We start from the raw sequence: 20,745 nt of genomic DNA on the forward strand, positions 1-20,745 counted from the left end.
CACCCCACCTCAGGCGACGACGAGGGTGATCGTCTCTGCGACGCAGACCGGCTTCTCCGAGCCCTCGGCCTCGACGACCCAGCGGGTCTTGACCTGGGTGCCCGCGGACACCGCCGTGACCGAGGCGAACGTCGGCGTCGCCCGGATCCTGCTGCCCACGCGAAGCGGGCTGGGGAAGCGGACCTTGTCGGTGCCGTAGTTCAACCGCGCGCTGCCGGCGTCGATGCGGAACAGCTCCCCGCCGAAGCCCGGCAGCATCGACAGGGTCAGGTAGCCGTGGGCGATGGTGCCGCCGAACGGCGACTCCTTGGCCCGGTCGACGTCGACGTGGATCCACTGGTGGTCGCCGGTGAGGTCGGCGAACGCGTCGACCTGCTTCTGCTCCACGGCCACCCAGTCGGTCGTGCCCAGCGGCTCACCGACCGCGGCCTCGACCTCGGCCAGGCTCTCGAAGACCCGCACGCTCACACCACCCGCTCGAAGACGGCGGCCATCCCCTGGCCGCCACCGATGCACATGGTCTCCAGCCCGTAGCGCTGCTCACGCCGCTGCAGCTCGCGCGAGAGCGCGGTCAGCATGCGCACGCCGGTGGCGCCGACGGGGTGGCCCAGCGAGATGCCGGAGCCGTGGATGTTGGTCCGCTCGTGGTCCTCGTCGGTGAACTTCCACTCCCGCATGACGGCGAGCGCCTGCGCGGCGAACGCCTCGTTGAGCTCGATGACGTCCATGTCGGCGAGCCCGAGGCCGGCCTTCGCGAGCGCCGCCTCGGTGGCCGGCACCGGGCCGATGCCCATGATGTGCGGGGGTACGCCGGCCACCGCCCAGCTCACCAGCCGCACCAGCGGACGGAGGCCGAGCTCCGCGGCGCGCTCGGGCGTGGTCACGATGCACATCGCCGCGGCGTCGTTCTGGCCGCTGGCGTTGCCGGCGGTGACCGTCGCTTCGGGGTCGGAGGAGCCGAGGATCGGCCTGAGCTTGGCCAGGGACTCCATCGAGGTCTCCGGCCGCGGGTGCTCGTCGCGGGAGATGACCTCCTCGCCCTTCTTCGAGCGCACGGTGACGGGGATGATCTCCTCGTCGAAGACGCCGGACTCCTGCGCGGCGACCGCGCGCCGGTGCGAGGAGACCGCGAGCCGGTCCTGCTCCTCACGGCTGATGCCGTAGTCCCGGCGGAGGTTCTCCGCGGTCTCCAGCATGCCGCCCGGCACCGGGTAGAACCGGCCCCCGGCCGTCGAGCGGGCGCGGACCAGGCTGTCGTGCATCTGCACGCCGTTGCGCGCACCGCCCCACCGCATGTCGGTGGAGTAGAAGGCGGCGTTGCTCATCGACTCGGTGCCGCCGGCGACGACCACGTCGTGGGCGCCGGTCTGCACCTGCATCGCGGCGTTGACGACGGCCTGGAGGCCGGAGCCGCAGCGCCGGTCGAGGTGCTGGCCCGGGACCATCACCGGCAGGCCGGCGTCGAGAGCGACGACGCGGCCGATGGCCGGGGCCTCGCTGTTGCCGTTGCAGTGCCCCAGGATCACGTCGTCGATGCTGGCCGGGTCGATGCCCGTGCGCTCGACGAGTCCCTTCAGCGCGGCGACACCCAGGTCCACGGCGGTGAGCGACTTGAACATCCCGCCGTACCTGCCGATCGGGGTGCGGACCGGCTCGCAGATGACTGCTTCACGCATGGATGGTGCCTTTCTCCAGGGGGTGGGCCGTCAGACTCGTGCAGACGACGGGGTGGTCGGGGTGGCCACGCTCGAGCGTGGCGGTGACGCCGTCGCCGTCGACGGCGTGCAGGATCGTGGCCGGTGTCCCGCAGAACAGCGGGGCCTGGTTGCGGTGCCGGAGCCGGACCCGGGCCGGCAGCGACTCGGCCTCGCGGAGGGTCTCGGCGAGCAGCAGGGTCATCAGCGGCCCGTGCACGACGAGGCCGGGGTAGCCCTCCACCCGCGTGGCGTAGGGCCAGTCGTAGTGGATGCGGTGGGCGTTGGCGGTCGCCGCGCTGAACCGCATCAGCAGCGAGGGGTCCGTGGCGAGGTCCCAGCGGCCGGCGTCGGCGCGGGCCAGCGGCGGGCCGACCGGGGTCATCGTGGCCGCCGGCTCGGCAGCCGGGGCTTCCTCGGCAGCCGCAGTGACCGGCGAGGCCTCGCGGAAGACGATGTCCTGGCGCTCCTCGACCCGCAGGTCGCCGTCGGGACCGCGGAAGCTGGTCTCGACGACGACCACGACCAGGCGACCGCTGCGCCCGGTCTTCTCCTCCACGGAGGCGACCCGCGCTTCGCGGCGCACCTCCTCACCGACGACGAGCGGGCGGTGGACGGCGACCTCGCCCCCGGCGAACATCCGGCGGGGCAGGTCGACCGGCGGCAGGAACGTGCCCCGGACCGGGTGCCCGTCCCGGTCGAGGGTCGACGACGGTGACCACCGAGGCAGGGCCACCCAGTGCCACAGCGCCGGGAGCGGGTCGCCGACGCCGGGCACCGGGAGGCCGTCGTCGAGGAGCGCACCGAGCGCCGCCACGGGGCCGTGCTCGACGACCTCCGTGGTGGTCACCGCGTGCGGCTCCCAGACCGTGGTGTCACTCATCGGGTCCGCCCGTCTCACATGAAGCGGCCGCCGGTGACCTCGGCCACCGTGCCGGTCATGTACGAGGACAGGTCCGAGGCGTAGAACAGCGCGACCGAGGCGACCTCGGCCGGCTCGCCGGGTCGGCCCATCGGGATCTCGGCCATCTTCTGGTCCCAGGCCTTCTGCGGCATCGCCTCGGTCATCGCCGAGCGGATCAGGCCGGGCTGGATCGCGTTGACCCGGACGCCGTGGTGGGCCATCTCCTTGGCGGCGGCCTTGGTGAGGCCCACGATGCCCGCCTTGGCGGCGGAGTAGTTGGTCTGGCCGACCATGCCGACCTTGCCCGACAGCGAGGAGATGTTCACGATCGCGCCGGACTTCTGCTCACGCATGATCGCCGAGGCGAGCCGGGTGCCGTGCCACGCACCCTTGAGGTGTACGGCGATCACCTGGTCGAACTGGTCCTCGGTCATCGTACGCATCGTCGCGTCGCGGGTGATGCCGGCGTTGTTGACCAGCACGTCGAGGGAGCCGAAGGTCTCCACCGCGGTGTCGAGCAGGCGCTGGACGTCGTCGCCGTCGACCACGTCGCAGGCCACGCCGAGCGCACGGTCCTCGCCGAGGTTCTTCGCCGCGACCTGGGCCGCATCGCCGTCGAGGTCACCGATCACCACGCGGGCGCCCTGGGCGAGGAACGCCTCGGCGATCGCGTAGCCGATCCCCTGGGCGCCGCCGGTGATGACGGCGGTGCGGTTGTCGAGCAGGTTCATGGTCAGACTCCTTCGCGGTTGCGGTCTCGGGCGACCATCTGGGCGGCGATCACATTGCGCTGCACCTCGTTGGTGCCCTCGCCGAGGATCATCAGGGGGGCGTCGCGGAAGTAGCGTTCGACGTCGTACTCCCGGGAGAAGCCGTAGCCGCCGTGCACGCGCATCGCGTCGAGGGCGACCTGCATCGCGGCCTCGGAGGCGAAGAGCTTGGCCATGCCGGCCTCGAGGTCCGAGCGTTTGCCGCTGTCGAGCCGCTCGGCGGCGTCGGCGGTCATCAGCCGGGCGGCCTGCGTCTTGGTGGCCATCTCGGCGAGCAGGTTGCCCACCGACTGGTGCTTCCAGATCGGCTTGCCGAAGGACTCGCGCTGCTGGGCGTAGCGCAGCGCGTCGTCGAACGCGGCCTGCGCGACACCGACGGCACGGGCGGCGACCTGGATCCGGCCGACCTCGAGGCCGCGCATCATCTGCTGCCACCCGAGTCCCGGCTGACCACCGAGGACGGCTGAGGCGGGGACGCGCATCTGGTCGAAGGACAGCTCGCAGGCCTCGACGCCGCGGTAGCCGAGCTTGGGGATCTTGTTGGAGATCTCCAGGCCCTCGCCGGGCTCGACGAGGACGACGCTCATCCCCTTGTGCGCGGGCTCGGCCGTGCGGTCGGTCTTGCAGAGCAGGCCGATCAGACCGGAGTGCTGGGCGTTGGAGATCCAGGTCTTGGAGCCGGAGATGACCAGCTCCTCGCCCTCCTGGACGGCGTAGGTCCGCATCCCCTGCAGGTCGCTGCCGCCGGACGGCTCGGTGAGCGCCATCGTCGCGCGCACGGACCCGTCGGCCATCGCGGGCAGGTACCGCTGCTGCTGCTCCTCGGTGCCGTAGGTGCGGATCAGGTAGCTGATCACCGAGTGCCCACCGATCGCACCGGCCAGGCTCATCCAGCCGCGCGCGAGCTCCTCGGTGACGCGGGCGAAGCAGGCCGCGCTCACGTCGACCCCGCCGTGCTCGACCGGCACGAGCAGGCCGAAGAAGCCGAGCTTCTTCATCTCCTCGATGAAGTCCTCGGGGTAGGTGTCGGTGGACTCGAACTCCCGGACGCGGGGCTTGACCCGGTCGTCGACGAACTCCGCCACCAGGCGGACCATGTCCTGCTCGTCGGGTGTCAGGCTGCTCATGCTGCTCCCTCTCGTGCGGCGGCGGCGAGCACGCGCCGTGCCCGCTCGACCACCGGCTTGTCGATCATGCGCCCGTCGACGACGGCCACTCCGTTGTCTCCTGCGCCGGCCAGCACCCGCTCGGCCCAAGCCCGCTCCTCGGCCGAGGGCGCGAACGCCTCGGCGACGGTGAGTACCTGGCGCGGGTGGATGCAGAGCTTGCCGCCGAACCCGAGGGCCCGGGATGCCGCGACGTCGGCGCCCAGCCGTGCTGCGTCGTCGACCGCGCCGGTCACCCCGTCGACCGGGGCGGACAGACCGGCGGCGGCGGCGGCAAGCACGAGTGCGCCGCGGGCGGTCGCCATCGCGGGGCCGTGGTCGGGGTCGACCCCCAGCTCCGCGGCGAGGTCGAAGCTGCCGAACGCCAGTCGCTCGACCCCGGGTACGGCGGCCACGGCCGGTGCCTCGAGCACGCCGCGGGCGGTCTCGACGAGCGCGACGACCCGGGAGCCCTGGGGGAGCCGGGCCACGACGTCGGCGACCGCGGCGGGGTCCTCGGCCTTGGGCAGCATCACGAGCCGGGGGGCGGAGCCTGCGAGCGATTCGAGGTCGGCGTCGAGCAGTGGGGGCGTGGCGTTGACGCGGACGGCACACAGCACGTCGGCCTCGTCGAGCCAGCCGGCGACGGCCGCGCGGGCGGCGTCCTTGGCGTCGGGGGCGACGGCGTCCTCGAGGTCGAGCACCACCACGTCGGCTCCGGCGGCGGCGGCCTTGGCGAACCGCTCGGGGCGGTCGCCGGGGACGAACAGCCAGGTGAGCGCCGTACGCGTGGCCTCGGCGAGGGCGTCGGTGACGGTCATGCGGAGAGCTCCTGTCGGGCGGGCAGGCGCAGCACGCCCTGGTCGGCCAGTCGCCGCAGCTCGGCGGCGGGCAGGTGCAGGTCCTCGGTCAGCACCTCTGCGGTGTGCTCACCGACCTCCGGCGCCGGGAGCGGGGCGGCCTGGGCCCCGTCGACCACGATCGGCGAACCGGGGGCGAGGTAGCTGCCGACGCCGCGCTGCTCGACACGCTGGAAGAGCGGGTTGTCGCGCAGCAGGGCCGCGTCGTCGGCGGCGAGGTCGGCGAAGCTGCGGTAGCGCGACCACAGGATGCGCGTGCCGCCGAGAGCGGCGGCGATCTCGTCCCAGGTGTGCCGGCCGGTCCACTCGGCGACGAGGTCGCCGAGGACCGCGCGGTGCCGGTAGCGATCGTCCTCGGTGTCGAAGTCGGCACCGAGGGCGGGGGCGAGGGTGGCCACGACGTCGCGGAGGCCGGTGATCGTGAGCAGGTCCGACCACTGGCGCGGGGTGAGCGCGACGAGCATGAAGCGGACCGCGTCGCTGCTGGTGAAGTCGCGGCCGAAGGTGCCGTAGACGTAGTTGTCGTCCCGGCGGCGCTCGGTGCCCAGCTGCGCCTCCGCTAGGTAGCCGAGGTTGCCGGCGAGGGAGAGCGCGACGTCCTCCAGCGCGACCCGCACCTGCTGGCCCTCGCCGGTCGCGGTGCGGTGCCGCTCGGCGGCGAGCAGGCCGGTGGCGAGGAACAGCCCGGCGGCGACGTCCCAGGCCGGGAGCACATGGTTGACCGGAGCGGCCTGTCCCTCGGGGCCGGTGACCAGGGGGAAGCCGGTGCCGGCCTGCACGGTGTAGTCCACGGCGGTGCCGCCGTCGCGCAGGCCGGTCAGCTGCACGTGGACGACGTCCTCGCGCCGGGCGCGGAGGGCCTCGAAGCCGAGGTCGTCCCAACGCTCGGTGTTGCTGACCAGGATGCCGCCGCCGGGACCGCTCTCGCAGACGAGGTCGGCGACGAGCGCGCGGCCCTCGGGGCGGGAGAGGTCGACCTCGACGGCGCGCTTGCCGCGGTTGAGGCCGGTCCAGTAGAGGCTCGTGCCGTCGGCGGCGAGCGGCCAGCGGCCACGGTCGGCGCCACCGCCGAGCGGCTCGACGCGGATCACCTCGGCGCCGAGCTGGGCGAGGGTCAGCCCGCTCAGCGGGGTGGCGACGTAGCTGGACAGCTCGACGACGCGCAGCCCGCGCAGCGGCTGTCCCGGGGCGTCCGGTCCGGCTTCGTGCGTGCCGGTGCTCGTGGCGCTCACGGCAGGCTCCTCTCCTCGCGTCGGACACAACATATAATATAAAATGTATCGTGGCTAGTGCAGAGTACGGTGCCTGTGCTCCACTGATGACGACGCCGTCCAGCACACCCGCGCCGCGCCCCGAGGAGAGATCCATGGCCCGCCCCCAGCTCAGCGACGAGGCTGCCGCCTACGTCCGCGAGCTCGTCCTGACCGGCCAGCTCAAGGCCGGCGAGTTCGTGCGCGTCGACCGCGTGGCCGAGGAGCTCGACATGTCGGTCACCCCGGTCCGCGAGGGGATGCTGGCGCTGCGGGGCGAGGGCTTCTTGGACCTGGCCCCCCGCCGCGGCTTCGTCGTCGCCGCCCTCAGCGAGGAGGACGTGCGCGACCTGTTCTGGGTGCAGGCGCAGATCGCCGGCGAGCTGGCCGCCCGGGCCACCGAGCGGCTCACCGCCGAGCAGCTCAAGGAGCTCGAGTCGCTCCAGGCGGACCTCACCAAGGCCCTCGACGGCGGCGACCTCGACCAGGTCGAGCGGTGCAACCACGCCTTCCACCGCACCCTCAACCTGGCTGCCGGAGCCTCGAAGCTCACCTGGTTCCTGCGCACGGCGACCCGGTACGTGCCCAACCGCTTCTACCACCGGGTCGGGGGGTGGCCGGACGCCTCGATGCACGACCACGCCGCGATCCTCGACGGCCTCCGCAGCCGCGACCCCGAGGCGGTGCGCGCCGCGATGGAGGAGCACATCCACCACGCCGGCCAGCTGCTCATCGACCACGCCGACCTGCCCGACGCCACCAACGCCACCGACGCCGGCTGACCCGAGCTCAGCCCGCATCGGGTCGCTCACGCCAGCGCCACCTCGTCGTTCGGCAGCGGCGGCGCGGGAGGGCCGGCCAGGACCAGCGCGAGCGTGCTCGCAGCGAGGACGGTCGGCCCGCCGTAGACCAGCGCCAGGTGACCGGTCGGGTAGCTGAGCGCGACCCACGCGTAGCCGACCGCCAGGCCGGCGAACCGCATCATGTTGTGGATGCCGAGCGCGGTGCCGTGCGCGGACGCCGCCGACCGCATCACCCCCAGCCCCGCCACGGCCTGGACGGCACCGATCGCGGCGCCGACGAAGACGAGCAACCCCAGTGCGCCCACCACCGCCGTGGTCCGGCTCGACGTCGAGAGCACGAGGGCCATCGACACCGGCCCCACCACGAGCCCGGCCAGGCCGCCGTGGAGCACCCGCCGCGGGGTGACCCGCTCGCCGATGCGCGAGGACAGCGGTGCGGACAGCGCCATCGAGGCAGCCAGCGCCAGGGTCACCATCCCGATCTGGCTCGGCGACATGCCGCGTTCGCGACCCAGGTGCAGCGGGGTGGCCACGATCATCACCCCGAGCGAGGCCATGACGGTCGCGGCGGAGGCCGTGCTCCGCAGGTAGCGCGCCTCGACGAGCAGCCGGGGCTCGACCAGGGCGCGGGGGCTGCGTCGGGCCAGCCGGGCGTGCAGGGCCAGGGCACCGGCACCGGCCAGCGCAAGCGCCGCCGCGACGGCCGCGGCACCACCCTGGCCCGCCCAGGTCAGGCCGGCGACCAGGCCGCCGACCCCGAGCACCAGCGTCAGCATCCCGGACACGTGCATGGGTGGGCGCCCACGGGGCGCGGCGGGCACGAGCAGGTACAGCAGCGTGGCGAGCAGCCCGCTCAGCAACGCGTGCGTGACGAAGACGCCGCGCCAGCCCGCGAGGTCGGCGACGAAGCCGCCCAGCGGCGGGCCGAGCGCCTGCCCGATCCCGATCGCCGAGGCCCAGGCGGCCATCACCCGCGCCCGCTGCCGGGTCCAGAAGGTGCCGAGGGTCTGCTGCACGCCCGGCGGGATGGCCGAGCAGGCAACTCCCTGCAGAGCGCGCATCCCCACCAGCACCCACAGGTTCGGACTGAGCGCGGCACCCACCCCGGCGAGGACCATCAGCATCAGCGAGGAGATCAGGAACGTCCGCGCCCCGAGCCGCTCGCACAGCCAGCCGGCGAGCGGTGCGAACAGCACCATCGCCAAGGTGAACGCGCTGACCGCGAACACGATCTGGCGTGCCGAGGCGCCGAGATCACCGGCGATCATGTTGATCGGTGAGGTGATGATCGTGCTCGACAGCGTGCCGAGCGTCGTACTGGCGAGCAGCACGACGTAGGCCACCCGGCTGGGCTGCCTCACCACGCGCGCGGACCCGAGGACGTCACCGCAGGTAGAGCCGGACGGTGTCGATCTCCTCGCGCAGCAGGCGCACGTCCTCACGCGTCGGGCGGGCGGTCTCGGTGACGTCGGCGGCCACGGCCAGGTCCCAACCGGTGCGCTCGAGCACCTCCTCCACGCTCACCCCGGGGTGCACCTGCGCGAGCTCCAGCTCGCCGAACTTGTCGGGCCGGCGGAGCACCGCCAGCGGGGTGATCACCGTGGAGACGCCGTGCCCCGGGGGCACCGACGCCGGGTCGGCGGCACGGGCCCGCACCGGGCTGGGCGAGGTGCAGAAGTCGAGCTCGGCCGGCAGGGCGCCGTGGTCGTGGCGGCGCAGCACCACGATGCACTCCCCCGCGTTCGGCATGATGTCCGCGGCGCCGCCGGAGCCGGGCAGCCGCACCTTCGGCTTGCGCCAGTCTCCGATCACGCTGGTGTTCAGGCTGCCGTGCCGGTCCACCTGCGCGGCGCCGAGGAAGCCGACGTCGACGTTGCCGCCCTGGAGGACGTAGCCGAAGAGCGCCTGCAGGTTGACCACCGACTCGGCGCCCGAGACGAGCACCGAGTCCGCGATGCCCTCGGCCAGCCCCTCCGGGTGGGCCCCGCACACCCCGGACTCGTAGACGAGCTCCAGGTAGGGGTTCACGGTGCGTTTGGCCAGGTCGACCGCGAGGGTCGGCAGGCCGACCCCGGCGAACACCCGGCCCTTGCCCGAGAGCTCGCGGGCAGCGACCGTGGCCAGGAACTCGGTGCTCGACACGGCCACGGTGGTGTCGGGCTCACTGGTGGGTACGACGCTCATCCCAGCCTCCGTCCATAGTCGACCTGGCCCGACAGCCGCTCGCCGACCGCGACCGACTCCTTCCACGACCCGCCGCCGCCGAGCTTGGCGAGGTAGGCCTCCCGGTCCCCGACGCCGTGCACCCACTCCGCGAGCCAGGCCTGGAGCAGCTGGGGGTCCTTGCTGATCGGCGTCCAGTCCCGGTAGAAGGCGTTGTCCCGGTCGTAGAAGCCCTGCACGTAGGACGGGTGGGCGCCGCCGGGGCAGTGCACGACGGCGTCCACCGCGTGCGCCGGGATCACCGTCCGGTTCGGGTCCGAGCGCACGATCTCCTCGTCCACGATCTCCTCGACGGTGACGATCGCGCGCTTGGCGGCGTAGACGACCTCCTGCTGCGCGCCCACGATCCCCCAGATCTGCACGTTGCCGTAGCGGTCGGCGCGCTGGGCGTGCACGACGGTGACGTCCGGCGCGAGCGGCGGCACGACGTGCACCGCGCTGCCGCCGTACGGGTCCTCGACCTTGCGGATCTGCGGGTTCAGCTCGGGCAGGTCGCTGCCGGCGTAGGACTTCAGCGGGAAGAACGGCAGTCCGGCGGCCGCGGCCTGGTAGCGGCAGAACATCCCGTAGTGGCTGTACTCCTCCACCTCCAGCGGCTCCGGGTCGTGGCGCTCGATCCGCCGGCGCACCTCGTACAGCGACCCGGCCGAGCCGCTGGCGAAGAACGACGCGATGAGCTTGCGCACCGTCCCGGCGGCGATCAGCTGGTCGGCGATGAGGTCCGGCGTCATCCGGCAGAGCGTCAGGTCCCGCCTGCCCTGCCGGATGATCTCGTGACCGGCCGCGAAGGGGATCAGGTGCCCGAAGCCCTCGAGGGCCACGGTCATCCCGTCCTCGACGTGCTCAGCGATCGCCTCGGCGAGCCCGCGGACCTTGACCGGCTTCACCGCGCCTCCCCCGGCGTCGGCGTCACCCGGGTCCGCGGCACGGAGAACTCTGCGCCACGCTCCTTCCGGGGTGCGCTCGTCACGGCGGTCACCTCGGCGGGCCGCTCCTGCTGCGTCCGCTCCGTCGCGGCGCTGCCCGAGGCGTCGTCACCGGCCGGCTCCGGACGCTGCGGCAGCAGACGGCTCACCACCGCCAGGACCACGGCCACGGCGAGGCCGAGCAGGCTGCTGACCAGCTCGGGCGCGAGCATCGCGGCACCCGCGACCAGGCCCAGCAGGCGCACGACCGGGTGCAGGGTCCGTTCGATGCCGATCCCGTAGCCCTCGAACGCGCAGGCCATGGTGATCACGCCGAGGACGGCCATCACGAACGTGATCGCGATGTCGGCCATCGGCGCCTGCCCGACGAGGGCGGGGTTGAGGGCGAAGCAGAACGGGATGACGTACTTGACCATCCCCAGCCGCATCGCGGTCAGGCTGGTGGCCATCGGCCGCGTCCCGGCGATGCCTGCTGCGGCGAACGACGCCAGCGCCACCGGCGGCGTGATGTAGGAGACCGTCGCCCAGTAGATGACGAACAGGTGGGCCGCGATCGGGTCGATGCCCAGCTGCACCAGCGCGGGGGCCATGACGATCGCGAGGAACACGTAGACCGCCGAGACGGTCATGCCCATGCCGAGCACGAACGAGGTGACCGCGCCGGCGACCAGGATCAGGATCACGCTGCCGCCGACGGCGTTCACGAGCTCGCGGGCCAGCGAGAGGGACACCCCCGACATCGACAGGCCGCCGACGATCAGGCCGACGCCGGCGATGATGCCGAGGATCTCGGCGATCGTGCGCCCTGCGTCGAAGGCGATCCCGCCGATCCGGCCGGGCTGCAGCCGGTCGCGGCGGCGGACCATCGCGACGACGAGCAGCACGGCGACCACGATGAACGGGGCCTGCGCCTCCCGGCGGTAGATCACCAGCAGCGCGGTCAGCCCGACCAGCGCGGCGAGGTAGGGCCAGCCGCCGACCACGGTCGGGACGAGGCGGGGCAGCTCGGCGCGCGGCAGGCCGCGCAGCTTCTTGCGGGCGGCGTAGGCGTCGACCTGCGTGAAGATGCCGAGGAAGTAGAGGACGGCGGGGATGGTGGCCGCGAGCGCGATCGTGCTGTAGGGCACGCCGACGAAGGAGACCATCAAGAAGGCGGCGGTGCCCATGATCGGCGGGGTGATCGAGCCGCCGGAGGAGGCGGTGGCCTCGACGCCGGCGGCGTACTTGCCGGAGAACCCGGAGCGCTTCATCGCCGGGATGGTCAGCGGCCCGGTGGTGAGCACGTTGGACACGGCGCTGCCGCTCATCATGCCCATCGTGGCCGAGCTGGCCACCGAGACCTTCGCGGAGCCGCCGCGGGCGGTGCCGAACAGCGACTGGGCGACGTCGTGGAAGAACGTCGCTCCGCCGGTCTTCTGCAGCACGACCCCGAACAGCAGGAAGCCGATCAGGATGCTGGCCGCGGTCTGCAGCGGGAGCCCGAGGATGCTGTCCACGCCCATGGCGTGCATGCGGGCGGCGCCCTCGAGGTCGAACTGGATGCCCTGGAGGAAGCCGATCGGTACCTGGCCGGCGAAGAGCGGGTAGGCCGAGAACAGCAGCGCGATGCCGGTGACGACCAGGCCGGCGGTGCGCCGCAGGGCCTCGAGGACCAGGGCCCACAGCACGAAGCTGAGGACCAGCGCGATCGTCGGGCCGCCGTAGTCCCAGCCCTGGTTGATGATGTTCTCGGTGTTGAGGCCGAACCACGCAGCGGTGCCGAACATCACCGCGGCCAGCGCGGCGTCGTACCACGGGACCTTGGCGGCGGCGGACCGGTGCGCGGGGAAGGCGATGAAGACGATCGGCAGGAACGCCGCCATCACGTAGTAGAGGAACTCGTTGCGCAGCAGCGAGCCGCCGAACGGGTTCCAGTAGAAGACGTTGCTGATCGTCAGGGCGATGCCGGCGACGGTCAGGGCGACGACCACGACGCGCCAGGGGCCGCGGCGGGCACGGGTGGTGCCCGCCGCGGCGTCCTCCTGGAGCGCCTGGGCTGCAGGGGTGGTGGTCACGAGGTCTCCACGTTGTCGTTCTTCCACGCGGTCCACGCGGTGGCCAGGTCACCACCGCTGAAGCCGTCGATGAACTCGTCCCAGCCCTTGCGAAGCTGCTCGCCGCGCTCGAGGAGCTGCTGCTGGCGCTCCTCGGCCTCGGGGGTCCAGGCGTCGTTCTCCTCGAGGTACTTCACGAGGCCGGGGTGGAAGGGCACCTGCTTGGGTGCGGTCTCGGCGGAGTCGATGCTCCAGTCCGGCGTGGTGGCGGTGGTGTCCTTGAAGTCGTCGTAGTTGTCGTTGATCGCCTTGACGATCTCGTAGACCGTCTGCTCGTCGGTCTCGGCGTAGGCCACCACCGGCACGGTGTAGATGAGGCTCGTGGCGGTCTCACCCTCCTCCTGGCCGGGGGCGCCGCTGAACTCGCCGATGCTGGTCGACGGGGCGACCTCCTCGACGGCCTGCACCTTCTCCTCGGAGGTGTCGTCCATGCTCAGCCACCGCACCGGGACGGCGGACTCGAGCTCGTAGAGCGAGGCACCGTAGACCTGCTGGAAGAGGACGTCGATCTTGCCGGCCTGGAGCGCCCCGGGCTGATCGCTGTAGCCGACCTCGACGACGTTCACGTCGTCCCAGGTGAGCCCGCCGTAGGCCAGGAACGCCTCGAGCTTGTTGTTGACCGACGGGTTCGCGGTGATCCGGGGGAACTTCTTGCCCTTGAGGTCCTCGAAGGTCTTGATGTCGGAGTCGTCGCGGACCATCAGGCCGTGCGGCGCGACCGGCGCCCAGACCACGTTGACGTCCTGGGGACCCCAGTCCTTGCTGGCGAAGTCGTAGTCGCCCTCGAAGGAGAAGATGTACTCGTCCCCGGTGCGGGCGAGCTGGGCCTGCCCCTCGCGCAGCGGCGTCATCCGGCCGACGGCGGTGTCGGAGGTGATCACCCGGACGCTCGTGCCCTCGTTGGTGGTGATCGCGTCGGCGACGGCGGCCACGTCGGCGTACGTCGAGGTGCCGGTGCCGTAGGTGCTCCACACGATCTGGTTGGGCATGCCCTCGGTGGCGGTGGACGAACCGCCACACCCGGCGACGGCCAGCGCGGTGGCGGCGGCGACGGCCGCCAGCAGGATCGGCTTTCTCATCGGGTCTCCTCGTTGGTTCGCGTGACCCGGCTCACCGGGCTTGTGTTGCCCGTCACTCTGCCTACGGCTATCGGATATATCCAATACTTTGTGTTCACTGCATTGTTCCCAGAGACGTATCAATCCGTTTGGCATGGGCGGTTCAGTCGGAAGAATCGCGGCTATGGTTCTGGCGAAACCCACCCCGAAGGGAGCCCCCATGTCCGCATCGGTGGACCAGGACCGACCCGCAGCCGTCACGCTGGCCGAGCTGCTGGAGCTGCTCGCGCTCGAGCCCGCGTCGGGCGACAGGCCGGGGGACCACTTCATCGGCCACCCCCAGTCCCAGCCCGAGGACCGGGTGTTCGGCGGCCTCCAGCTCGCGCAGGCCGTTGCCGCCGCCGGCCGCACGGTGCCCGAGCACCACCTCGCCCTCAGCCTGCAGGCCGACTTCCTCGCCGGGGTGCCCACCGACGGGCCGCTGCGCTGGCGCGTCGAGCGGCTCTCGGACGCACGGTCGATGTCGACCCGGCGCAGCACCCTGGTCGCCGCCGAGGGCACCGAGCTCTTCACCGCGGTCACGCGCTGGGGCACGGCGCGCGAGGACCTGCCCGTGCACCACCCGGCCCGGCCGCTGCCGGCCCCGGCGCCCGAGGAGCTGCCCGAGCTCGCGGACCGGTTCGGCGACGACGCGCGGGTCCCACCGTGGTGGCGCATGGAGCGCCCCGTGACCTTTCGGCACACCACGCCGCCGCCGTACCTCGAGGTCGTGGAGCCTCCGCAGGACCACCAGACCGCCTGGCTGCGCACGACCGGCCCGCTGCCCGACGACGAGGTGGTGCGGGCCGCCGTGGTCGCCTACGTCACCGACATGAGCATCCTCGAGGGCGCCTTCCGGGCCCTCGGCTCACGCCGGCACGCAGCGGGCAGCCGGATCCTCAGCCTGACGCACACGCTCACCTGGCACCGGCACTCCGACCTGTCCGCGTGGCACCAGTTCGACAGCCGGATCCAGGCGGTCTCCCACGGCCGCACGCTCGGCGCCGGTGAGATCTTCGACCGCGACGGGCGCCACGTGGCCTCGGCCGGCCAGCTCGGCCTGGTCCGCCTCGGCTAGCCGACCTCGGGTGACGGCAGAGCCAGTTCCGAGGCTCGCAGCACCTCCCGCAGTGCGGGGTTGTCGTCCTGGGCACGCCAGGCGAGCCGAGCGTACGACGGCTCGCGGCCCTCGACGAGCGGAACGACGGCGATCCCCTCGGCACGCATGTTCGCCACCGCGGTGTCGATGGTGAACGTGACGCCGACCCCGGCCGCCACCAGCGCCATCACCGTCCAGGAGTCCGGGGCCACCTGCACGATGTTGGGGGCGAACTCCGCCTCGTAGCAGGCCCGGATGAACGCGTCGCGCACGCTGGAGCCCGGGTCGGCGGGCAGCGCCACGAAGTGCTCGTCACGGCAGTCCGCCATGCTGACCTCCTCGCGCCCGGCCAGGCGGTGGCCCTCCGGCACGACGAGCACGTAGTGCTCCTCCGCGACCACCCGCGAGGCGATCCCTGGCGGCTCCATGCCCCAGCGCACCAGCGCGAGGTCCATCGAGCCCTCCATCACCAGCCGCAGCGCTTCGTAGCCGTAGGTGACGCTCTGCAGGCTCAGCTCGATGCCGGGCTGGCGCTCGCGGACCCGCCGGGCGAGCCGGCCGATCAGCAGGTGGGACGACGGCCCGGCGAACCCGAGCCGCACCCGGCCGGTCTCACCCTCGCCCGCGGCACGCACCGCCGAGCGCGCGATGCGGCAGCCCTCCAGCACCTCGCGCGCCGGCTCGATCAGCGCCTCGCCGGCGGAGGTCAGCCGGACGCTGCGGGTGGTGCGTTCGAACAGCTGCGACCCGAGCTCGCGCTCGAGCTGCTTGATGGTGCGGCTCAGGGGTGGCTGGGCCATGTGCAGCCGCTCGGCGGCACGGCCGAAGTGGAGCTCCTCGGCCACGGCGAGAAACGCCTCCAGCTGGTGCAGATCCATGCGGCATTATGTCTTGACTACGCATCAAAAGGCGAGGGATTAAGTATTGGACTTCGATCAATCAGTCAGCCATGTTGGACGGCATGACCGTCGTCACACCCTCTGCCCTGCCACTCGCCGGCATCACCGTGGTGGCCCTCGAGCAGGCGGTGGCCGCGCCGCTGGCCACCCGTCACCTCGCCGACCTCGGCGCCCGCGTCATCAAGATCGAACGGGTCGGGGAGGGCGACTTCGCCCGCAACTACGACCACGCCGTCCAGGGCCTCGCGTCACACTTCGTGTGGCTCAACCGCGGCAAGGAGTCGGTCGCCCTCGACCTCAAGGACGAGGAGGGGCTGGCCGCTGCGCGGGCCCTGGTGGGCAGCGCAGACGTCTTCGTGCAGAACTCCGCGCCCGGCGCGGCCGCCCGGCTCGGCCTGGACGCGGAGACGCTGCGCGCGGCGGACCCGCGGCTGGTCGCGGTGAACATCTCCGGCTACGGCACCGAAGGCCCGCGGCGGGATCGGAAGGCCTACGACATGCTCATCCAGGCCGAGTCGGGCCTGATCTCGATCACGGGCACGCCCGACACGGCCACGAAGACCGGGGTGCCCAGCGCGGACATCGCCGCAGGGCTCTACGCCACCAACTCGGTGCTCGCCGCGCTGTTCCGTCGCGAGCGCACCGGTGAGGGGGCGACCGTGGACGTGTCCATGTTCGACGCCACCGCCGAGTGGCTGGGTCACCCGATGTACATGCAGATGTACGCCGGTCGGCAGATCCCGCGGATGGGGCTGAGCCACGCCTCCATCGCGCCGTACAACGCCTTCCCGACCCGGGACGGCCAGATCCTGATCGGTGTCCAGAACGACCGGGGGTGGCAGCGGCTCATGGGCGAGGTCCTCGACCGACCCGACCTGGTCGACGACCCGCTCTTCCGGACCAACGTGCTGCGGGTCGCCAACCGTGACGCCTGCGACCGGGCGGTCGCCGAGGAGACCGCGCGGTGGAGCACCGCGGAGCTCGACAGCCGGCTCGCCGACGCCGGCGTCCCCGCCGCCCAGCTCAACGACATGCAGGGGCTCATCGAGCACCCGCAGCTGAGCGCCCGCGACCGGTGGCGGGAGGTGGCGACCCCCGCCGGTCCGGTGCGCGCCATCCTGCCGCCGATGACCTTCCACGACGTGGAGCTGGCCATGGGCGGGATCCCGGACCTGGGCGAGCACACCGGGCAGGTGCTCGGCGAGCTCGGCTACTCACCCGACGACATCGACCGGCTCTGCTCCGCAGGTGCCGCCGGCCGCCCCGCCGGTCCCGCGGTCGAGCTCGTCGAGACCCGCTAGCCCCATCCCATACACAGGAGACGAACATGGAGAACGAAGAGTTCGAGGCCGTCCTCGACGCCGTGCGCACCTTCATCCGCCGCGAGGTGGTGCCCGCCGAGGACGAGATCGAGGAGACCGACCGGATCCCCGACCGGCTCAAGAAGCAGGCCGCGGAGATGGGGCTGTTCGGCTACGCCATCCCCGAGGAGCACGGCGGCATGGGCTTCTCCATGTCCGAGGAGGTGCGTCTGGCCATGGAGCTCGGCTGGACCACCCCGGCGTTCCGCTCCATGTTCGGCACCAACAACGGGATCGCCGGCCAGGTGCTGGTGAACTTCGGCACCGACGAGCAGAAGCAGCGCTACCTGCCGCGCCTGGCCTCCGGCGAGCTGGTCGCGTCGTTCGCGCTGACCGAGTCCGAGGCCGGCTCGGACCCCAGCGGCCTGCGCACCAAGGCGATCCGCACCGGTGACCACTACCTGCTCAACGGCCAGAAGCGGTTCATCACCAACGCCCCCGACGCCGACCTGTTCATGGTGTTCGCGCGCACCGACGAGTCCACCGAGGACACCAAGGGCATCTCCGTCTTCGCCGTCGACGCCGGCTCCGAGGGGGTGACCGTCGGCCCCAAGGACGCCAAGATGGGACAGCGAGGAGCCGTCACCGCGGAGGTGTTCTTCGACAACGTGCAGGTGCCGGCCGACAACCTCGTCGGCGGCGTGGAGGGTGAGGGCTTCGGCGCCGCGATGCGGTCCCTGGCCAAGGGCCGGCTCCACATCGCCGCGCTGTGCGTCGGCCTCGCCCAGCGGCTGCTGCACGAGAGCGTCAGCCACGCGGCCTCCAGTCGACAGGGCGGCCGGCCCATCGCGGAGTTCCAGCTGGTGCAGGCGATGCTCGCCGACTCCCACACCGAGATGTACGCCGGCCGGGCGATGGTCCTCGAGGCCGCTCGCGCGTACGACGACGGCACCGACCAGCGGCTGGCCCCCTCCAGCGCCAAGCTGTTCTGCACCGAGATGGTCGACCGCGTCGCCGACCGGGCGGTCCAGGTCCACGGCGGCCTGGGCTACATGCGCAGCGTCCCGGTGGAGCGCTTCTACCGCGACGCGCGGCTCTTCCGCCTCTACGAGGGCACCAGCGAGGTGCAGCGCGTGATCATCGCCAAGCAGCTGCTGCGCGGAGCCGCGCGGTGACCGCAGAGCCGGCCGCCGGCGGACCGGCGGTGCTGCGTGAGGAGCACGGGAACGTGCGGCTGCTGCGGATCAACCGTCCCGAGCGCCGCAACGCGCTCGACCTGCCGGACCGGGAGCAGCTGCTGGACGAGCTCACCGCGGCGGAGGGCGACCCTGCCGTGCGCGCGATCGTCCTGACCGGCGCCGGCGAGATCTTCTCGGCCGGCGGTGACATCCGGTCCATGTCCCCCGACCCCGAGGTCGCCAAGCGGCGACTGCAGCTGGTCAACGCGATCGCACGCACGATGGTCACCGGCGGTACGCCGATCGTGGCCGCGGTCGAGGGGGGCGCCTTCGGGCTCGGCCTGTCGCTGGCCTGCGCATCCGATCTCGTGGTGGCCGGCCGGTCGGCCCGGTTCGCCGCGTCGTTCGCGAAGATCGGGCTGGTCGCCGACACCGGGCTGTTCTACAGCCTGCCGCGGCGGGTCGGAGCCGGGCGCGCCCGCGAGCTCATGCTCACCGCCCGCGCCGTCGCGACGGAGGAGGCCGAGCGCATCGGCCTGCTCGACTCCGTGGTCGACGACGGCGCCGCGGTGGACCGCGCGTTGTCGTTGGCCGCCGAGCTCGCGGCGAGCTCGCCGGCCGCGACGGCGGGGCTGAAGCAGATCCTGGCGCAGGACGACCAGTCCCTGGACGCGGTGCTCGCCGCGGAGGAGCGGGTCCAGGTCACCCTGCTCGCCGGCGCCGACTTCGCCGAAGGTCGCGCGGCGTTCTTCGAGCGTCGCAAGCCCGACTTCCCCGGCGCGTGATCCGCGCGGCGAGCCGCGCTCGCCGGCTTCGGCTGGGTGCGGCTCGGTTGCCGGGCCGGCCGCTTTCCGGGGCGCTCGGATCGTGCTGTCGGAGCGAGACATCGCCAGGTGGCGGATGCGCAGCCAGCGGTGTCGCCGTACGCCGAGTCCGCCGGCTCGTCGTACGTAGCCTGCTCGCCACCGGCAGCCTGGTGCCCTGACGCTCCCCCGGCGGTTTACCACGTGAACATGGTGAACCGGGACTTCGCACGGGTTGCGTGCCGTGCAAAGTCCCGGTTTCTCATGTGAACATGGGAATCAGCGGCCCCCGCACACGGACCTGGCCGGCCGGCTGAGCCCGCGTCAGGGACTCGGCCGGTGAGGTCTGCGCACCGCGAGGCCGAAGGCGACGGGCAGCGCGGCGAGCAGGACGATGGCCGTCGGCCAGCCGAAGACCGGCCCCAGGCCGGCCACCGCGGCTCCGGTCCCGCCGCCCAGGAAGAACACCAAGGTGGCGACCCCGAGGGCGATCCCCGCCAGGTCCGGTGGCACCGAGCGGGCGATGGCCGCGCTCATGGCCGGCTGCGCGACCGCGAAGGCACCGTAGACCGCGGCCATGCCGAGGATCATCAGCACCGGCGAACCGGCCGCACCGATCGCAGCCACCCCGACGCCGGCCGCGCACACGAACGCCGCGGCCGTCAGCGCCCGCGCCGAGCCGAAGACCGTCAGGATGCGGCCCACCTGCCGCGAGACGAGGGCGCCGGCCACCGCGCCCGGCAGCAGCGCTGCGCCGACCTCGAGGGCGCTCCAACCCCGCTCGGTCAGCACCGCGGGCATCGCCACCAGCAGCCCGAACCAGGCGGCGGGCATGGCGGCCGCCCCGATCGAGCTCCGCAGTACGCCGGCCTCGGTGACGACCGCCCGGGGAAGGAAGCCGGTGGGCCGTGCCACGACCTGCCGGGCCACGAGCGGTCCGAGGACACCGACGAGGCCGATGCCGACCAGCAGGGCGTCCGTGCCGAGTGCCGGCGACTGGACCAGGAGCACCAGGCCCGTGGACGCGCCGGCGACCAGGAACGCACCCGGGTAGTCCAGACGTGAACCGTGCCCCTGGTTCGGCAGGGAGCGCCACAGCAGTGCGAGCGCGACCGCGGCAGCGGCGGGAGGGACGATCGCCGCCCGCCAGCCGAAGGCCTCGGTGAGCAGCCCACCGGCGAGCGGTCCCAGTGCCATCCCGGCGATCGTGGTGGCGGCGATGTTCCCCAGCGCGCGGGCCCGGGTCACCTCGTCGTACTTGCTCCGCAGCAGGGCGAAGGCGAGGACCGGAGCCGCGCCGGCCCCGCACCCCTGGACGGCCCGGGCGACGACCAAGGTGCCGAACCCCGGCGCCGCGGCGGCGAACAGGGCACCCGCGGTGAGCAGTCCGATCCCGACGGCCAGGGGGGTGCGCGGCCCCGCCGTGTCGCCCGCGCGACCGTAGAGACCGGTGCCGACCGCCATCGTGATCGCGTAGGCGCTGATCACCCAGGCACCGCGGTCCGCGGACACGCCCAGGTCGCGAACCAGGTCGGGCAGGGCCACCGCCACCGACGCACTGCCCATGCCGGTGAACCCGATGAGCGAGCCCAGCAGCAGGGAGAAGGGGGTCGGCCCGAGACCCTCTCCCGGCGCCCGACCGGGTCGTCGTGGTTGCCTGCCGCGGGGCGTCATCTGGTCCCTGCCGTCCCGCGGTCCCG

19 protein-coding genes are annotated in these 20,745 nt (G+C 72.6%); 5 read left to right on the top strand and 14 right to left on the bottom strand.

Annotated elements, in window-relative coordinates; all coding sequences use genetic code 11:
* Positions 1–9: 9 nt before the first annotated feature.
* The 7 genes from ACYVIH_RS09250 to ACYVIH_RS09280 are packed head-to-tail and all read right to left on the bottom strand — an operon-like array spanning position 10 to position 6,605.
* Positions 10–468 (bottom strand): MaoC family dehydratase, encoded by a 459-nt coding sequence (locus ACYVIH_RS09250; RefSeq protein ID WP_460868484.1) that lies wholly within the window; start codon positions 466–468, stop codon positions 10–12.
* Entirely contained in the window at positions 465–1,676 is a 1,212-nt protein-coding gene (locus tag ACYVIH_RS09255; RefSeq protein ID WP_460868486.1) for an acetyl-CoA C-acetyltransferase, read from the bottom strand. The genes ACYVIH_RS09250 and ACYVIH_RS09255 overlap by 4 nt, the downstream gene beginning before the upstream one ends.
* Positions 1,669–2,577, bottom strand: a complete 909-nt coding sequence (locus ACYVIH_RS09260; RefSeq protein WP_460868488.1) for an HTD2 family dehydratase — start codon at positions 2,575–2,577, stop codon at positions 1,669–1,671. Before ACYVIH_RS09260 ends, ACYVIH_RS09255 begins: the two co-directional genes overlap by 8 nt.
* A 14-nt stretch (positions 2,578–2,591) precedes the next feature.
* Positions 2,592–3,329 carry a 3-oxoacyl-ACP reductase FabG gene (gene fabG / locus ACYVIH_RS09265; RefSeq protein ID WP_460868490.1) on the bottom strand — a complete coding sequence of 246 codons (738 nt, stop codon included), beginning with the start codon at positions 3,327–3,329 and terminating at the stop codon, positions 2,592–2,594.
* 2 nt (positions 3,330–3,331) lie between these two features.
* Positions 3,332–4,495 carry an acyl-CoA dehydrogenase family protein gene (locus ACYVIH_RS09270; RefSeq protein ID WP_460868492.1) on the bottom strand — a complete coding sequence of 388 codons (1,164 nt, stop codon included), beginning with the start codon at positions 4,493–4,495 and terminating at the stop codon, positions 3,332–3,334.
* A complete protein-coding gene (locus ACYVIH_RS09275; RefSeq protein WP_460868494.1) occupies positions 4,492–5,334 on the bottom strand; it encodes an HpcH/HpaI aldolase/citrate lyase family protein in 843 nt (280 codons plus the stop codon). Before ACYVIH_RS09275 ends, ACYVIH_RS09270 begins: the two co-directional genes overlap by 4 nt.
* Positions 5,331–6,605 carry a CoA transferase gene (locus ACYVIH_RS09280; protein WP_460868496.1) on the bottom strand — a complete coding sequence of 425 codons (1,275 nt, stop codon included), beginning with the start codon at positions 6,603–6,605 and terminating at the stop codon, positions 5,331–5,333. Before ACYVIH_RS09280 ends, ACYVIH_RS09275 begins: the two co-directional genes overlap by 4 nt.
* A 134-nt stretch (positions 6,606–6,739) precedes the next feature.
* Here ACYVIH_RS09280 and ACYVIH_RS09285 point away from each other — a divergent pair, with 134 nt between their 5' ends.
* Positions 6,740–7,405, top strand: coding sequence for a GntR family transcriptional regulator (locus tag ACYVIH_RS09285; RefSeq protein ID WP_460868498.1), 666 nt, complete (start codon positions 6,740–6,742; stop codon positions 7,403–7,405).
* 26 nt (positions 7,406–7,431) lie between these two features.
* Here ACYVIH_RS09285 and ACYVIH_RS09290 read toward each other — a convergent pair whose 3' ends face one another.
* From ACYVIH_RS09290 to ACYVIH_RS09310, 5 genes are read right to left on the bottom strand one after another with little or no spacing between them, the layout of a single operon-like run.
* Positions 7,432–8,790, bottom strand: a complete 1,359-nt coding sequence (locus ACYVIH_RS09290) for an MFS transporter (RefSeq protein ID WP_460868500.1) — start codon at positions 8,788–8,790, stop codon at positions 7,432–7,434.
* Positions 8,791–8,809: 19 nt separating this feature from the next.
* Positions 8,810–9,610, bottom strand: coding sequence for a CoA-transferase subunit beta (locus tag ACYVIH_RS09295; protein WP_460868503.1), 801 nt, complete (start codon positions 9,608–9,610; stop codon positions 8,810–8,812).
* Positions 9,607–10,536, bottom strand: a complete 930-nt coding sequence (locus ACYVIH_RS09300; protein WP_460868505.1) for a CoA transferase subunit A — start codon at positions 10,534–10,536, stop codon at positions 9,607–9,609. Before ACYVIH_RS09300 ends, ACYVIH_RS09295 begins: the two co-directional genes overlap by 4 nt.
* Complete coding sequence (locus ACYVIH_RS09305; RefSeq protein ID WP_460868507.1) at positions 10,533–12,629, bottom strand: TRAP transporter permease; 2,097 nt, start codon at positions 12,627–12,629, stop codon at positions 10,533–10,535. Before ACYVIH_RS09305 ends, ACYVIH_RS09300 begins: the two co-directional genes overlap by 4 nt.
* The gene (locus ACYVIH_RS09310; RefSeq protein WP_460868510.1) at positions 12,626–13,747 is read right to left on the bottom strand and encodes a TAXI family TRAP transporter solute-binding subunit; all 1,122 of its coding nucleotides are present in this window, start codon (positions 13,745–13,747) and stop codon (positions 12,626–12,628) included. The genes ACYVIH_RS09305 and ACYVIH_RS09310 overlap by 4 nt, the downstream gene beginning before the upstream one ends.
* 199 nt (positions 13,748–13,946) lie before the next feature.
* Here ACYVIH_RS09310 and ACYVIH_RS09315 point away from each other — a divergent pair, with 199 nt between their 5' ends.
* Complete coding sequence (locus ACYVIH_RS09315) at positions 13,947–14,843, top strand: acyl-CoA thioesterase (RefSeq protein WP_460868512.1); 897 nt, start codon at positions 13,947–13,949, stop codon at positions 14,841–14,843.
* Here ACYVIH_RS09315 and ACYVIH_RS09320 read toward each other — a convergent pair.
* The gene (locus ACYVIH_RS09320) at positions 14,840–15,742 is read right to left on the bottom strand and encodes a LysR substrate-binding domain-containing protein (RefSeq protein WP_460868513.1); all 903 of its coding nucleotides are present in this window, start codon (positions 15,740–15,742) and stop codon (positions 14,840–14,842) included. The genes ACYVIH_RS09315 and ACYVIH_RS09320 overlap by 4 nt on opposite strands.
* Before the next feature lie 83 nt (positions 15,743–15,825).
* Between ACYVIH_RS09320 and ACYVIH_RS09325 the strand changes: the two genes are divergently transcribed.
* From ACYVIH_RS09325 to ACYVIH_RS09335, 3 genes are read left to right on the top strand one after another with little or no spacing between them, the layout of a single operon-like run.
* Positions 15,826–17,064, top strand: a complete 1,239-nt coding sequence (locus ACYVIH_RS09325) for a CaiB/BaiF CoA transferase family protein (protein WP_460868515.1) — start codon at positions 15,826–15,828, stop codon at positions 17,062–17,064.
* 26 nt (positions 17,065–17,090) lie between these two features.
* Positions 17,091–18,239, top strand: coding sequence for an acyl-CoA dehydrogenase family protein (locus tag ACYVIH_RS09330; protein WP_460868518.1), 1,149 nt, complete (start codon positions 17,091–17,093; stop codon positions 18,237–18,239).
* On the top strand, positions 18,236–19,027 hold the full coding sequence (locus ACYVIH_RS09335) for an enoyl-CoA hydratase/isomerase family protein (protein ID WP_460868520.1): 792 nt from the start codon (positions 18,236–18,238) through the stop codon (positions 19,025–19,027). Before ACYVIH_RS09330 ends, ACYVIH_RS09335 begins: the two co-directional genes overlap by 4 nt.
* Before the next feature lie 342 nt (positions 19,028–19,369).
* On the opposite strand, the gene ACYVIH_RS09340 is transcribed toward ACYVIH_RS09335, so the two are convergent.
* Entirely contained in the window at positions 19,370–20,719 is a 1,350-nt protein-coding gene (locus ACYVIH_RS09340) for an MFS transporter (protein ID WP_460868522.1), read from the bottom strand.
* Positions 20,720–20,745 lie beyond the last annotated feature (26 nt).

This window comes from Nocardioides pakistanensis (genome assembly GCF_054781215.1).

What these genes read in the sequence shown, in the direction of transcription:
- ACYVIH_RS09255 (WP_460868486.1), bottom strand. Translation starts at nt 1,676, where the DNA reads ATGCGTGAAGCAGTCATCTGCGAGCCGGTCCGCACCCCGATCGGCAGG.
- ACYVIH_RS09260 (WP_460868488.1), bottom strand. Translation starts at nt 2,577, where the DNA reads ATGAGTGACACCACGGTCTGGGAGCCGCACGCGGTGACCACCACGGAG.
- fabG (WP_460868490.1), bottom strand. Translation starts at nt 3,329, where the DNA reads ATGAACCTGCTCGACAACCGCACCGCCGTCATCACCGGCGGCGCCCAG.
- ACYVIH_RS09270 (WP_460868492.1), bottom strand. Translation starts at nt 4,495, where the DNA reads ATGAGCAGCCTGACACCCGACGAGCAGGACATGGTCCGCCTGGTGGCG.
- ACYVIH_RS09275 (WP_460868494.1), bottom strand. Translation starts at nt 5,334, where the DNA reads ATGACCGTCACCGACGCCCTCGCCGAGGCCACGCGTACGGCGCTCACC.
- ACYVIH_RS09285 (WP_460868498.1), top strand. Translation starts at nt 6,740, where the DNA reads ATGGCCCGCCCCCAGCTCAGCGACGAGGCTGCCGCCTACGTCCGCGAG.
- ACYVIH_RS09295 (WP_460868503.1), bottom strand. Translation starts at nt 9,610, where the DNA reads ATGAGCGTCGTACCCACCAGTGAGCCCGACACCACCGTGGCCGTGTCG.
- ACYVIH_RS09310 (WP_460868510.1), bottom strand. Translation starts at nt 13,747, where the DNA reads ATGAGAAAGCCGATCCTGCTGGCGGCCGTCGCCGCCGCCACCGCGCTG.
- ACYVIH_RS09315 (WP_460868512.1), top strand. Translation starts at nt 13,947, where the DNA reads ATGTCCGCATCGGTGGACCAGGACCGACCCGCAGCCGTCACGCTGGCC.
- ACYVIH_RS09320 (WP_460868513.1), bottom strand. Translation starts at nt 15,742, where the DNA reads ATGGATCTGCACCAGCTGGAGGCGTTTCTCGCCGTGGCCGAGGAGCTC.
- ACYVIH_RS09325 (WP_460868515.1), top strand. Translation starts at nt 15,826, where the DNA reads ATGACCGTCGTCACACCCTCTGCCCTGCCACTCGCCGGCATCACCGTG.
- ACYVIH_RS09330 (WP_460868518.1), top strand. Translation starts at nt 17,091, where the DNA reads ATGGAGAACGAAGAGTTCGAGGCCGTCCTCGACGCCGTGCGCACCTTC.
- ACYVIH_RS09340 (WP_460868522.1), bottom strand. Translation starts at nt 20,719, where the DNA reads ATGACGCCCCGCGGCAGGCAACCACGACGACCCGGTCGGGCGCCGGGA.